Source organism: Paenibacillus sp. FSL L8-0470, from assembly GCF_038008625.1.
Lineage (GTDB): Bacteria > Bacillota > Bacilli > Paenibacillales > Paenibacillaceae > Paenibacillus_AQ.
Map to the genome: position 1 here is coordinate 228,569 of NZ_JBBOZM010000001.1, position 14,064 is coordinate 242,632.

A 14,064-nucleotide genomic window follows, 5' to 3' on the forward strand; every position below is an offset into this window, starting at 1 on the left:
CTTTTATCATTTGTTCCTGTACTTTCTATCTTATGAAGAAAAAGTCTTTAAGCCTCTGCATGGTGCTGGCTGTTCTCCAGGATCTCTTTAGCCAGCTCATCTCCACGGTGTTCAAGCATGCTTACGGTTTGCAGTAGCTCCGCCTGCCGGCTTCGGTGCTCATTCGTCCAGAACGGGCGGGGGGATAAGCCCGGCTCTATAGAGGCCGGATCGGTCATTGCCTTGTAAAAACCTTCGAGTAAGGCGTCGATCTGTTCATACACGCCGGCCATTTCAGCCAGCGCGCCGGCTTCGGCAGGATGCTGCAACAGCGGCAGCGAGGCTTTTAAGTAAGCTGCGGCGCTTCTACGGGCATCGGTTAGCGCCATCATGCAAAAGTGGTTTACGCCGAACCTGCGTTCAAAATCATAGGTTTCTGCATCTTGGTACCACCGGCTGCTGAGCAGACCTTCGCACCATGTATCCAAAGCCTTATAGCCGAGCCGGTAGCCTCTATTGTCATCGGCCCTCATGGAGTCCAGCTTGACCCTGAGTGAAGTATAGAAGTTGTCCAGAGCTGACGGTACAGGAGCCTGGCTGTCAAAGCGCATTAGCATATAAGGCCAATGGTCCACATATAAATAGCCCTTGCTGACCTTCATATCGCTCTGAAACTCTGGATCGTCGTGCAGGCCCTCGAACGTTTCCCCGTCAAAATAGCTGCGGCACAGCAGGGTATCCCCATTGTCCAAGTACCCTGTAATTACGCCCCACTCGGGGGCAACCCTGAGGTTGATCGCTATCGGCAGCTGATGCTTCCGAATGCTGTCCATTAGTTGTTGCTTCTCCTGTTTGCGCTCTTCCGGTGTAAGCCGGTTCGCCCAACTGGCTGTAAGACCATAGGCTTTATGGGCAGCAGCTGAAAAATCATAGGCTACGAGCGCATCGGCTGAGCTATAATCCCACACAGGTGTGAAAGAAATTCTCCAGCATGCCCCGGACACCCCCATTACCTGCTCATAGGTAGTCTCAATCCCCCTTGTGCTCAAAGACAGATAGAAGGCTCCTGCCCATGAGCAGTCCATTCCCTGGCCGAAGCCAAGTCGGCCTACATTCTCAACAATGTAATGCTGCCGGGACGATTGGATGGCGAAGAGGCGGGTCCGGTCCGGGCTGTAGTGAATCTGCTCACCTTCGGCACAGCTTACCGCATGAATACCCTCGGCATTCAAGTAGAGGAGCAGCAGATAATCGTTGCCATCATTGTCGATAAGACTTGGGAAAAGCTCGTGGCTGACCGTGAAATGCTCCCACTGAAAGAACTCATAATGCTGCATCTTCTTCAAAACATTCCGGTGGATCAGCTCATTTCCATAGGAGGCATACACAAATTCCAGTCCGCTTTTGCCGGGGGTATACCCTTTGGAATGGACATCAATCGTCAGAAGCTGTTCTTTTAGCGCATAGGCTGAATAGATTCCGGCAGGCGTCTCATATCTGACAATCAGCACCTTGGAGCGGTCGCCGGACAGACAGCCGGGGAAGATATGATCGCTGACGGTGAAGGACAGTCTGTTGCCGGCTACGAACTGGTTCACAAAGTGGGTGACATCATGGGAATCCCGGCCGTCTGTGTATACGGCGGAAAGTACGACTAATTCCTGGGGCAGCAAAATGCCGTCAATGGGGTGGCCCAGTACACTGGACAACAAAGGCAGGGTAGCCGTTTCGGGCAGGGACTTCCCTGTTTCCCATTTGGAGACGGCTTGAGCCGTGACATTGAGCTGTTCGGCCAATTGTTCTTGGGACAGCTGTTTTTCTTTGCGGAGCATGGCGATGCGTTTGCCGACTTTTTCGCTACTGATCATAGTTACCTCTCCCGAAATTGAATTCGACGTCGTAATTTCATTATAATCCCGGACTATGGAATAACCATGGATTCAAGGAGGGGAGAGGGAGGGCGTTTTCCAACCGGCAGTTGAGCCGGACGACAGTCAAGGGCATTTTTTTATAGGAGATGCGTAACGTTCGCAATATTTTTTAAAAACTTTTGTATGTTTGGTTGCGTCTATTATAAATGGGTCTAAAAAATGGGAGGTATGTAGAAATATGAAAAAAATGATAAGTGCTTTATTAGTAATGTGTTTAGTGTTTTTGTGTAGTTCAATACCAATATATGCAAAATCACCGGTTACTCTTATTATCAATAGTGAAGTAGTTAGTTCAGATTCACCACCTATGGTAGTTAATGGAATAACTATGGTCTCATTAGATTCCCTGAGAAAGTTAAATCTTAATTTGAATTGGAATTCAATAAATAAAATAGTTACTGTAACAACAAAAGTGAACCAGGATAAGTTAGTTCTTAAAGCAGGAGAGAAAGAGGTAACATATGGAGGGAATACAATAAAATTGGAGTCCCCTGTTCAAGTCAAAAATAAGCGGATTATGGTTCCTTTACGTTTTATTAGTGAAGCCTTTAAAGCAGAGGTGAAATGGGTTAAAGATGCAAATGAAATAATTATTCATAGTTGGGATAAGATAAATACCTATTCTACCCTATATCAGGGGGATGATTTACTAGCTGCTCGTAAAATCGCCCTGTCTCTTCCTTTGATTGGAGAAAATAAACTATCCTCAAGTAAAGAAATGTCATCCCATCAGTTGTATTTCCCTGAAGGGGAGGTCTTGCGATATTACCACATATGGGGGAATTTAATTTCCTATTATGAGATTAAAAATGATCTAACCTATTTAGTTTGGGAGGGAGTAGAGGTATTAGGCAAATCAGGTGTGTATTCAAAAGAGAATGGAGAGCGGCCTGAACCAGAAAAAAACGAGGTTTATTTTGATCTTGCGAGAGATTCAAAAGATGTAACCTATGGTAGAGTGGATTCAAAAGATGTCTTAAGAAGCATGCGAGACGATAGTCCGAATTTTTTAGTTGGAATGCTTCAATCCATTCCTGATGAAACTCGAACGGATAAAGTTGTGAATTAGATGAGGGTCTACTTTCTCTTTATTTAGCGTTACTTTAAACTGAAATATTCTTTAAATGGATGCATCAACTAAAAAAAGTAAAGGGTGGATTAAATTGAAAAAAACATTAATTTCGATTCTTAGCACTTTCTTTATTTTATTTTCATTAAACAGTATAGCTAGTGCAGCAAAGCCTATTCAGTTAAATGTAGGTGGAGCCTTTTTAACTGATTTGGCTGCACCTTTGATTAAAAACAGTATTAGTTACGTTCCTATTCGTACCGTTCAATCTTTGGGTTACAAGGTGAATTGGGACAGCAGGTCCAAAACAGTATTAATTATTAATAAGGTCACCTCTGATAGATTGAGTCTTGTCATAAACAGTGATGTTGCGATGATGAATGACAAAAAACTAGACTTAGATAGGCCTCCTCTTGTGAAGGGGAACACAGTTTATGTTCCTCTGCGATTCATGAGTGAAAATTTCGGAGTGCTTGTCGATTGGGATTCAAAAAATAACGGTATTGTGCTTGTTTCTCCAGATCCTGAAACTCAAACCCAGATAAAAAGCGGCGATCTGGCTAAAGCCAGATTAGCTGTTATTGGGATGCCAAGGGTGGAATTTTATATATCCACTGTGCGTCCGGAAAGTCATAGTTACAGCTATATTTTTAATGAAAAAGACTATTCTAAGTTCTATTTCATTTTGGATAGTAGCATTTACTATTACGAGATGAAAAACGGATATATGAGCCTTGTTTGGGAAGCTCAAATGGTGGCTTCAAATCAGAAGAACTCGTCTAGTCCGTTGGCTAAATTTTTTAATACAGGCATAGATACTCTTTGGGGTGTGCAGCCTAAATTAATGTCTCGACTAGTCTATTTTGAAGATGAAGCGTTTGTTTACGATAAAGGAGAATATGGGATCATTGGTATGGATGGATCGGTAGAGTTCTCTCATACGGTTGCAAATCCTAAACAATTGAGCGATATTATTATTAATTTTCCGGAAGAAAATTAATGAAAACAGGGAATTCGGATAATTTCGAGTTCCCTGTTTTTTTAGTGGTTAGCCCTTCTCCTTGAGCGCTTCTATAGGGTCTCAGACACTTTCTTTTAACTCTTGGACATTATCCATGGATTCAAGGAGAGGAGAGGGGCGGCGTTTTCCAACCGACAGTTGAGCCGGACAGTCATGGGCATTTTTCCAGAATAATCAGCTCCCCGTCCCATTCAGGAACAAACAGCTGGCCGTCATAATAATCGAGGCTGCATATTCTCGGCAGCTGAAGGCTGAAGAGATCGGGAGTATCCAGAACATGCTCCGCTGGAGAAACGATGTGCGGGGTTCCGGCAATGGTGGTGATGATCCCGGAGCTATGGTCAACCCTGCGGACGACATGATTTTGCGTGTCTCCGATATACAGATTGGAGGCTTCGTCGAGAGATAGTGACCATGGCCCGTCAAAATGTTCTCCGCTGCTTGAACCGAAGGTAGCCTGGAGCGCAGATCCCCCATCACCGGTGTAACCGCCGCGGCCCGTTCCCGCAATCACCGTGACTTCTTCATTGACGGGGTCAATCCTGCGCACACAGTAGTTTTTGCTGTCCAGCACATACAGGTTTCCATCCGCTCCCCGTCTTAAATCATAAATCCAGTTAAACTGCACCTGTGTAAAAGATACTGTGCCCGCCTGAAATCCCGGTTCACCCGTTCCTAGCGTAGTCATTAAATTACCTTTCAGATCAAATTTATGGACCCGGCAGCCAGTCACTTCATTGATCCACAAGAAGCCGGCAGAATCATACTCACAATTCCCAATATCCTTAAACCCACAAGCCGCTCCATCTATCAGCAACCGGGCTTCTCCGGCAGCAGGGTTAATTGCGAACACTTTATTATTTCCGCTGCTGGCGACGATAAAGGTCTCCTTATCCGGAAAGGTAATATAAGTAGGGTTGAGGATATCCGCATAGATATGCCTAACATGCTCTCTGACGATCTGATTTCCGGCCGTCCAGTTCAGAGTGTCCGTATCCGTCGCGATTTCCCCAACCCAGTGTGTATCATGGTCTAGAATATACCGGGTACCCTGTGGATTATGAAAGCCAAAGTGGCAGTAGCCGTCGATAAGCTTCCGTTCTTTTCCGAAATGCAGCCGTTCTTTAATTCTCCAGTTCATCCAATCACCCCCGCTTCTTGGGTTTTTTCTTGATCAGGATCATTTGCTCAATATCTTTAAGTTCATCTATAGAATGCACTTTAATCCATAGCCATCGTCCATCGTGGAATTGAGCAGCAGCGTCATACACCGACTTGAAAGTTGTCCCGAACTCTTCCATTCTAGCCGTGTACGCTTCGATCTCCTTTTTCCCGAGTACAAGCAGAACGGTAAAGCCCTCTTTTTCCGGAAACATAGCAAATAAGGTCTTCCCGCTCCTGCGGTATCTCACATTCCAGCCATAATTTTTTCCGCCAAAATTGAGTTCTGGCTGGTGATCGTAATTTTGTTCGGCAAAGCGGCTGAGTTCGATCCATGCTTGCTTGGCCTCTGCGCCAATAAACGTATAGATCTGTTCTTCCGTAGGAACAACTTCTTTATCACATAATCGCTGGCTACTCACTCAAGAATCCTCCTTAATTTGTTCTACTAAGGCCGCAAACCACGAGTCTAGCTCCTCCGGTTGAATGGATAGAAGTTTGTGCTTATCTACAATGATTTGGTCTTTCGTAACGGAGGTAAAGCGGACAAAAGGTTCTCGCGACAACATGGATAAACCCATGCGATCCGTCCATTCCTTGATGGGGAGACTGTCTTTAGGCAGCAGAAATTTCAGCAGATCATAGAAGCTTTTGTGCATTACATTCAAGTTGTAGCCCGGACATTCCTTACTGATGATATAAGAATCGACTTCCCGCCAAAGGTGCTCGATTATGGCTTGTCTTACAATCAGGCTCTCCTTGGAGAGGTCCCCGGTGCTCATCATCTCCTTGAGTCTTGTTTCCCAGCAGGCCGGAGTCCATGGCAGCGTTCTGCTCATGTGGACCAGCCATTTCTCATGCGGCACATATTCACGGTTGGCAATATATAAGGCCTCCAGCAAGCGGATCGCTGCCATATTGAGCATGGAGTGGCCCTGCACGGGATCACCTCTGTGAATCCAGATATCCCCGGCCAGCCGAAAATACCACCAGCAATTGAATAACAACCCTTCGGCATGCAGCGGCTCTGGTGTATGCGCCAGCTTTTCTGACATCATTTCGGCGATTTGCCCCGTGGGATCGTACAGGATTTTTGCATAGGATAAATCCCACAGCGCCACACTCTCCCAAGACCGCTGCTGCTCTTCTTCCAGATCTGAGATCTTGATGTCATACAGATAGCTGCCGATCCTGGTAATACCTAGGGGGATAGGGGATTGCCCACTGTTCCACAGCTCATACGGGGAGGACTCCAAGTAGAAAACCAAATCGATCTCCGATAACTCGTCGGCATACCCGCGGGATAATCCGCCGTTCAAGGTGATGCCCAGGACGCCGTCCAGAGATTCAAAATCCTTCATTCTGCTATCCAGTTCCGCGAAGAATAAATGAAGTTTGTTGGTGCTTGTTGCCGTTACATAAGGCCTGCTCATACAGAATCACCTCGTTATTGATCTGTGACCAAATGGGAAATCGTTAGTAATAATATATAGCTATGAAAGCGGTATACCTATGATATTAGTCTTAAACGTTAGGCCTTTCATTGGAAAATTTAAATGCTAAATAAAAATTAACTTGCCCTTCTGTTAAATTCATGATATATTAATTCCTGCACTGCAATTAACATTACTTTGCGGTCATGGCGGAATTGGCAGACGCGCTGGCTTCAGGTGCCAGTGGTAGCAATATCGTGGAGGTTCGAGTCCTCTTGACCGCATACCAAGAATGAAAGCTTCTGAATTGTCCCTACGGACAGCTCGGGAGCTTTTTTTCATTGGGTTCAGCGGCTAAAATGAGCTTCACTCATCTTAGTAGGACAACAGGGTGGAGCTTGGACTGGACGAGGCCTGATGCTTACGGAAGGCAGATGGAGACATGCCGCTAAGCTTATTGAATACGCGGTTGAACTGGGAGAAGCTGTTGAATCCGCACTGCCCGGCGATGTCGGAAATCTTCTGCCGGGTGATGATCAGCAATAAAATGAAGAGACTGCCTCACCCGCTACATCATACGCGGGTGGAGCAGTCTCTTCTGGGTTAGGGGAGGAGTTGCTTATTGCGCCGGAGCGGGAACTGCTGCGGATGGGAAGAAGTTCGGCAGATACTCCTTATTCGCTTCCAGCATTTCATCGAGCATAGCGATAGCTACTTCGACCGAAGGGACCAGCGGATGGTGAGCCATCGCTTGAATAGCCAGGCTGCGGTCACCGCTTACGGCGGCATCAATCGCAAGCTGCTCGTAGGTTTTGACGGCATGGATGAGCCCTTTGGCCATCTGCGGAATTCTGGTCAGCGGCAGCGGCAGCGGTCCGGTCTTGGTCACGACACAGTTGACCTCGATACTGGCATCCTCTGGAAGAAAGTCAAGGATACCACGGTTGGCGACATTAAGAGTCTGGATGTCATTGGTGCCGTTGTACAGCGAACGCATCAGGTTGACCGCCGCCTCGGAATAAAAGGATCCGCCGCGCTGCTCCAGCTGCTTCGGCTTCTCCTTCAGCTCCAGATTGCTGTAGATCTCAAACAGCTCTTCTTCCACACGCTTTACCACTTCGGCGCGATTTCCGCCTTCCTTGAACGATTTCTGCTGCTCTTCAAGCATCGCATCGGTCATATAGAAATATTTCAGATAATATGAGGGCACGGCGCGCAGTGATTGCAGGAACTCGGGATTCCACTCCCGTGCGGGCACATTCTTTGCACTGTAGCCGGCGGTGTCGGCCAGCATGTCATCCAGCTTGTCTTCGCCTTCGACATCAATGCGGGTGATCCAGTGCAGATGATTTAGGCCGACAAATTCGGCATAGATCCGGTCAGGTGCGACGTTATATTTGGCCGATACCTCCTTGATCAGCCCGATGGGGGCATTGCAGAGGCCGATGCTCTTCACGTTCGAATATCTCAGTACGGCTTCGGTCACCATTCCTGCCGGGTTAGTGAAATTCAGCAGCCACGCGTCAGGCGCTAGCTCTTCGATATCCCGGCAGATGTCCAGGATGACGGGGATCGTGCGCAGCGCTTTGAGCATTCCGCCGGGGCCGGTCGTTTCCTGGCCGATAACGCCGTATTTCAGCGGTATGGATTCGTCGCGTCCCCGGGCATCCAGCATGCCGACGCGGATTTGTGTGCTGACGAAGTCCGCGCCTTCTATGGCTTTGCGGCGGTCGGTGGTGAGGTGGACTTCAATCGGCAGGCCGGACTTTTCGACCATGCGTTTAGCCAGACTGCCGACAATGTTCAGCTTGCGTTGTCCTTGTTCAATATCCACGAGCCAGAGCTCGCGGACCGGGAGCTCCTTATAATGCAGAATGAATCCTTCTACCAGTTCCGGTGTATACGAAGAGCCTCCGCCGATAACGGCGATTTTCAGTCCTTGCTTAGCTGTCAAGATAAATCACTCCTGTCTTGTTGTGATAGGGATAAGTTCGAAATCCTGAAACACACGCATCTTCTCATAAATATCGCTGGTAATGGTGAGGCCGTCACTTTCCAGGGCTGACCAGACAGCACCGACCACAGGCTCGGTGGATAAGGTGACTACTGCAGCAAGCGGAGCCGCTTCTTGTACGGCCTGGCTGATGGGTCCACGGATCCAGCCGCGGTCGCCCCGGGTGAGCAAGCTTCCGACAAGCACTACGTCGAAGGCGTCATTCTCCATGCCCAGCTTGTGAATGACTGCTGCGGCAGCTTTGCCCAGCTCCATGCCTTGGTGCTGCAGAATCGCTAGCGCGGCAGTATCTCCCTCGGCGGCTGCCGGGAACAGCAGGCGGGCAGCGTCAAGTGGCACATGCTTGCCGTAATCAAGAAAGTCATTGTACATATCATCCACCCGCTCATAGCCGAGCAGCTTCAGCAGCGGCGCAGTCAGAAGGGTGGGGGATTCCCGGCCGTCCCAGGCGCGGATAACAGTGCGGAACACTTCGATATTCAGCGAGCCGCCGCCGCCGAAGTCGCCGTACATGTAATCGAAGCCGCCGCATTGATAATGCTGGCCCTGCGGATTGCGTCCGGCGGCGTTGGTGCCTGTACCGCAGATCAGAGCGACCCCGTAAGGCCGGCCCGTACCTGCCCTTAGTCCAATCATCGGGTCGCCGCTGAGTGTATAATTTGTAAATCCGATCCCGCGTATCATCGGGTGGAGGATATCATAATCCGTCTTCCGGTCGGCGCCGGCAAGCCCTAGATAAGCGTGCTTGATATCGCCAAGCTGCAGCCTGGCTTCCGCCAGTGCGGCGAAGGAGGCTTCGCGAATGCTCGCAGCGGCTTCCGCAGCGCTAATCTGGTGATTGCCGTTGCCGCTCCTGCCCTTGCCGAGCACATTGCCGTGCTCATCGCAGAGCAGGGCATAGGTTTTGCTTCCTCCCCCATCGATCCCCAAATAGTAAGCCAATGGTCGTCACTCCTAAAGTTTTGTGAGCATCACTTCTCTGAATCTCTTCATACAAAACTGGCTTCGAAAGCATTTGCTTAGTTTTGTGAGCATCACTTCTCTGAATCTCTTCATACAAAACTGGCTTCGAAAGCCTGCAGGTGGAATGATTGCAGGTGCGGTTCTACCTGGAAGAGGTGGAGTCACGTACAATCAGCTCCGGATCAATCCGGATGTTAGCACCGCGTTTCATATTTCCGTTGATGCGTCTGAGCAGCATATCGGCGGCGGCAAGCCCGATCTTATCCGCCGGCTGGCGCAAAGTTGTCAGATGCGGGCGCAGCTGTGAGGCGATATAGTGGTCGTCATATCCGACGATGGCTACCTCTTCCGGCACAGAGATGCCGGCCTCCATCAGCGCGTTGATCAATCCCAACGCGATATTGTCATCCCCGGCAAATACAGCCGTGGGCAGCTTGCCCGCCTGCAGCCAGCGTTTGCCGGTGTCATAGCCCATGCCGATGTCGAAATCGCCATGGACAATCTCAAACGGCTCCAGCCCTTTCTCCTGCAGGGCCTGCAGGAAGCCGCCGCGCCGCTCCCGTGTGCTGCGGAACATCTCATTGCCGCAGAGGTGGGCGATGGAGGTATGGCCAAGCTCAAGCAGATGGCTGCCCGCCGCATAGCCGCCCTTGAAGTTATCAATGGTGATGGAATAGGCGTCATTCCCCTCCTGCTGATTATCAATCAGCACATAGGGGATTCCGCGCCGTTTCAATTCCACAATATAATTGTCTTCTTGCATCGGGGAGAGCAGAATCAGGCCATCTACCCGGTCCTCCTGAATCAGATAGTGGTTCTCATTGAAGTCGATGCCTGTCGAGATGGAGATGGCCAGGTAGTAGCCGTGCAGGGCAAGAACGTCATTCAGCTCCTTGACCACGGCATCAAAGAAGGAATCCTGCAGTGTAGTTACGATAAGGCCGATAATCCCGGTCTTGCCGCTGGCAAGGCTGCGCGCAGCCGCATTGGGCCGGTAATCCAGCTCCTTGATTGCATCCAGCACCTTCTGGCGGTTATTCTCCCGCACCGTCCCGGCGCCATTCAGCACCCGGGAGACGGTGACAACGGACAGTCCCGATTTTTTGGCTACATCAAAAATACTTACTTTCATCGCTAGCGCTCCTTGCGGCGGATTTTCCGAAGCTATATTCTATCTCCAGTATACAAGGCTTATCGAATCTCCGCTAAACGTCTTATCTCTTAATAATTTCGGTAACTTTCTTCTGGATGACCGGCATCACTTCTTCAAGAGTTTTGTGTCCGGTCTCGACAGGCTGCAGCTCATTGATGAACATATCATTGATCTGCGAATATTTAGTGATGAGATGGTTGTAGGATTCATAGCCATATTTAACAGCGCCTTCGTATACCTTCTTCACATCCGCGGGATCAATGCCGTCAAAATGCTTGTAGTAGGCTTCTGCAGCTTCGGTATTCACAGGCGGGTTGCCGCCGCTCAGCTCAATCGATTTCTCCTGAACTTCAGTCGTCAGGAGGAATTTAATCCATTCAAAAGCCTCCTTCGGATGTTTGGAGTCCTTCAGAATCATCAGCGGGTCAACGAACAGTGTGCTGCGCACCTTATCATTGCCGCCCCATGGCACTGCGGCTACGCCGATGTTGAACGGGAAATCATTGGCTCCCGCGAGGTTCCACGAACCGCCGATCGACATGCCGATTTTGCCTGCGACGAAGGGATCGCCGTTCTGGCCGGCTACGCTTTTGCTCCACTCGGAACTCGGCGAGACTTTATCCTTGAAAATCAGATCGAACAGCTTTTGGTACGCGGCAATAACCTCCGGAGAATCGAAATGAGTTTCGGAAGGAACGCCGCCGTTGGTCCAGGTGTCCTCGGAGTAAGGCTCCGCCCCAAAATAAAGCGGGCGCATATCCCGCTCGGCCCAGGTAAAGTCGACACCGTATTGTGTTTTAGCGATATCGTCGGAGACGAGCGTCATTTTTTTTGCTTCCTCGACCATCTTTTCAAACGTCCAGCTCTTATCTTCATAGTCGCTTGGCGGATAGGACAGCTTCGCAGCATCGAACATATCTTTGTTATAGAGCATCAGGGTAACATACATATTGACCGGGATGCCGTAGGTACGGTTGTTTACGGTGTAGATCTTCATCAGGTTATCCGGTATGTGGTAATCTCCGGCTTTGAAGCCTTCCTCCGCCATCAGGTCAGTCAGATCAAGCAGCATGTCTTTGTTGTAATATTCCGCGAACCCGCCGTAGCCGTAGTGGCTGGTGACATCGGGAGATTTGCCTCCGGCAATCAGCGTCTGGAGCTTGCTGTCAAACTGCTCATAGGGCGCCTTTTCCACCTTGACCTTGATGTTCGGGTGCTCCTTCTCGAAATCGGGAATCAGCTTCTCGATAAAGGTGCGGTCTTCTGAATCAATCGTGTAATGGGTAATGGTCACTTGTTTCTCTGAACCGCCGGAGTCTCCGGTGTTCTTGTTTCCCGGGGCCACATTGCCTGCCGACTTGCCTCCTCCGCAGCCAGACAGCATCACCATCAAGGCCATGGACGCTGCAAGCAGCAGTGCGAATGACTTCCTTGTACTGTTCCTTTTCATGAGCGAATCCCTCCATCATTTCAAGTATATTTGGCCGCCAAGAGTACAGCGGAGATTACTTGATACCTGTCAGTACTATGCCTTCCACGAACTGCTTCTGGGCCACCGCAAACAGGGTGACGATTGGAACCATAGCCAGCACGGAGGCGACCATCAGCAGATGCCAAGGCGGGATGCGGAACCGCGACGAGGTGAGCGAGGCCATGCCGACCGGCAGTGTGAATTTGTCCGAGGAGCTTAAGTAGAGCACCGGTGTGAGCAGATCGTTCCAGCTGTATATAAAAGCAAAGATGGCGACGGTCGCCAGTGCCGGTGCGGACAGCGGCAGCGCAATGGTACGCCACATCTTCAGTTCGCCGCAGCCGTCGATCCGTCCGGCGTCGAACAGCTCCTCGGGCAGCGTGGAGAAGAATTGCCGCAAGAGGAAGATGTTGTAGGCGGAACCGAAGAATGCAGGCACGACCAGCGGCAGGAAGGTGTCGATCCAGTTCATTTTGGAGAAGAGCACGAACTGCGGGATCATGATCGCCGGATAAGGCAGCATCATCGTGCTCAGCAGCAGGGCGAACCAGAGCTGGTTGCCCCGCCCTCTGTATCTGGCGAAGCCGTAGGCCACCAGTGCCGAGGAGAGCAGGGTGCCAATGACGGTGAGTCCGGCGATGATCAGGCTGTTCTTATACAGTGTGCCGAACTGCAGCGTATCAAAAATCTCCGTGTAATTGCTCCAGGCCCAGCTCTCCGGGAGAAAGGTCGGCGGAAATTTCAGCATTTCCCGCTTCGATTTCAGGGAGGTCGAGACCATGAAGAAGAGCGGAAGCAGCATAAGGAAGGTGGTAATCAGCAAAGTAATGAAGCTGGCGATCTTTACGGGATCCGCTTTCCGCCGAGAATGGGAAGTTGGCACCCGGGGGCTGGTGGCCTTGACGGTACTCATCGGCGTTCCCCTCCTTCGTAATGAACATAACGGTTTGACAGCTTCATAATGATGGCTGTGAACACCAGAACGACGATCAGCAGCACCCAAGCCAGAGCTGACGAGTACCCTGCCCGGTATTCCTTAAAGGCGGTGTTGTACAGATTGTAAACATAGAACCAGGTGGAATAATTGGGACCGCCCTGCGTCATGACGAACGCTTGGGTAAAGACCTGGAAGGAGTCGATCAGGCCCATAATCAGCTGGAAGAGCAGCACGGGAGAGATCATCGGCAGCGTAATGTTCTTGAAAATTCTAAAGCGGCCCGCACCGTCCAGTCTGGCGGCTTCAATTAGGCTGGACGGCACGCCCTGCAGCCCTGCAAGGAAGAGAATCATACCGGACCCGGCTGTCCAGAAGGACATGATGATCAGGGCATATAGTGCGGTGTCCGGACTCATCAGCCAGGCCGGGCCGTGAATGCCAAACCAGGAGAGCATGTAGTTGAAGAGGCCGATCTGTGGATTGAAGATCCAGTACCAGAGTAGAGACATCGCGACGCCTGACACCATACTGGGAAAATACATTGCTGTCCGGAAGAAGCCACGCAGGGGAATCGTCTGGTGCAGCAGCAGCGCAAAGCCGAGAGCCAGCAGCATCTGTACCGGAACACTGATAAAGGTGTATCTAAGCGTGACCGTTACCGACTTCCAGAACAGATCATTGTGAAACATTTCAGTGTAGTTGGCCAGGCCGATAAACCTGGGAGGGTGAATAATGTCGTAATCGGTGAAGCTGTAGTAGAGCGATGACATGATGGGGTACAGCGCGAAGACCAGGAAACCGATAAGCCAGGGCGAAATAAACAAATACATGTAGAACGTCCGACGCCTGCTCTCACTCTTAATCACAGACACACCAACCTTTCGATCTTAAAAGTATAAGCGCTTTAACTTTTGTCGTAAATAAATGTCGTA

The 14,064-nt window shown here is 49.9% G+C and carries 13 protein-coding genes and 1 tRNA gene; 3 read left to right on the plus strand and 11 right to left on the minus strand.

Translation table 11 applies throughout. The features are described from left to right. Positions 1 to 47: 47 nt before the first annotated feature. Positions 48 to 1,847, minus strand: coding sequence for a helix-turn-helix transcriptional regulator (locus tag NST99_RS01145; protein ID WP_341089204.1), 1,800 nt, complete (start codon positions 1,845 to 1,847; stop codon positions 48 to 50). Positions 1,848 to 2,088: 241 nt separating this feature from the next. Between NST99_RS01145 and NST99_RS01150 the strand changes: the two genes are divergently transcribed. Both NST99_RS01150 and NST99_RS01155 read left to right on the plus strand, forming a co-directional pair. Continuing rightward, positions 2,089 to 2,979 carry a copper amine oxidase N-terminal domain-containing protein gene (locus tag NST99_RS01150; RefSeq protein ID WP_341089205.1) on the plus strand — a complete coding sequence of 297 codons (891 nt, stop codon included), beginning with the start codon at positions 2,089 to 2,091 and terminating at the stop codon, positions 2,977 to 2,979. Between the two features lie 55 nt (positions 2,980 to 3,034). Continuing rightward, the gene (locus NST99_RS01155) at positions 3,035 to 3,979 is read left to right on the plus strand and encodes a copper amine oxidase N-terminal domain-containing protein (protein ID WP_341089207.1); all 945 of its coding nucleotides are present in this window, start codon (positions 3,035 to 3,037) and stop codon (positions 3,977 to 3,979) included. A 172-nt stretch (positions 3,980 to 4,151) separates the two neighbouring features. Here NST99_RS01155 and NST99_RS01160 read toward each other — a convergent pair whose 3' ends face one another. The 3 genes from NST99_RS01160 to NST99_RS01170 are packed head-to-tail and all read right to left on the minus strand — an operon-like array spanning position 4,152 to position 6,594. Next, positions 4,152 to 5,141, minus strand: a complete 990-nt coding sequence (locus tag NST99_RS01160) for a hypothetical protein (RefSeq protein ID WP_341089208.1) — start codon at positions 5,139 to 5,141, stop codon at positions 4,152 to 4,154. 4 nt (positions 5,142 to 5,145) lie between these two features. Next, positions 5,146 to 5,583 carry a DUF3788 domain-containing protein gene (locus NST99_RS01165; protein WP_341089210.1) on the minus strand — a complete coding sequence of 146 codons (438 nt, stop codon included), beginning with the start codon at positions 5,581 to 5,583 and terminating at the stop codon, positions 5,146 to 5,148. Next, the gene (locus tag NST99_RS01170; protein ID WP_341089212.1) at positions 5,584 to 6,594 is read right to left on the minus strand and encodes a DUF4037 domain-containing protein; all 1,011 of its coding nucleotides are present in this window, start codon (positions 6,592 to 6,594) and stop codon (positions 5,584 to 5,586) included. It abuts the gene before it with no gap. A gap of 200 nt (positions 6,595 to 6,794) precedes the next feature. Between NST99_RS01170 and NST99_RS01175 the strand changes: the two genes are divergently transcribed. Continuing rightward, positions 6,795 to 6,878, plus strand: a tRNA-Leu gene (locus tag NST99_RS01175). 91 nt (positions 6,879 to 6,969) lie between these two features. Here the strand turns inward: NST99_RS01175 and NST99_RS01180 are convergent. The 7 genes from NST99_RS01180 to NST99_RS01210 form a co-directional block, all read right to left on the minus strand. Further along, the gene (locus NST99_RS01180; RefSeq protein WP_341089214.1) at positions 6,970 to 7,137 is read right to left on the minus strand and encodes a helix-turn-helix domain-containing protein; all 168 of its coding nucleotides are present in this window, start codon (positions 7,135 to 7,137) and stop codon (positions 6,970 to 6,972) included. Positions 7,138 to 7,213: 76 nt separating this feature from the next. Next, the gene (locus tag NST99_RS01185; protein WP_341089216.1) at positions 7,214 to 8,548 is read right to left on the minus strand and encodes a 6-phospho-beta-glucosidase; all 1,335 of its coding nucleotides are present in this window, start codon (positions 8,546 to 8,548) and stop codon (positions 7,214 to 7,216) included. Positions 8,549 to 8,554: 6 nt separating this feature from the next. Beyond that, positions 8,555 to 9,550 (minus strand): N-acetylglucosamine kinase, encoded by a 996-nt coding sequence (locus NST99_RS01190; protein WP_341089218.1) that lies wholly within the window; start codon positions 9,548 to 9,550, stop codon positions 8,555 to 8,557. 163 nt (positions 9,551 to 9,713) lie between these two features. Next, a complete protein-coding gene (locus NST99_RS01195) occupies positions 9,714 to 10,703 on the minus strand; it encodes a LacI family DNA-binding transcriptional regulator (RefSeq protein ID WP_038584810.1) in 990 nt (329 codons plus the stop codon). 82 nt (positions 10,704 to 10,785) lie between these two features. After that, entirely contained in the window at positions 10,786 to 12,174 is a 1,389-nt protein-coding gene (locus NST99_RS01200) for an ABC transporter substrate-binding protein (protein ID WP_341089220.1), read from the minus strand. 55 nt (positions 12,175 to 12,229) lie between these two features. Further along, positions 12,230 to 13,108, minus strand: a complete 879-nt coding sequence (locus tag NST99_RS01205) for a carbohydrate ABC transporter permease (RefSeq protein ID WP_038584816.1) — start codon at positions 13,106 to 13,108, stop codon at positions 12,230 to 12,232. Beyond that, positions 13,105 to 13,962 carry a carbohydrate ABC transporter permease gene (locus NST99_RS01210; RefSeq protein ID WP_340895418.1) on the minus strand — a complete coding sequence of 286 codons (858 nt, stop codon included), beginning with the start codon at positions 13,960 to 13,962 and terminating at the stop codon, positions 13,105 to 13,107. The genes NST99_RS01205 and NST99_RS01210 overlap by 4 nt, the downstream gene beginning before the upstream one ends. Positions 13,963 to 14,064: the final 102 nt, after the last annotated feature.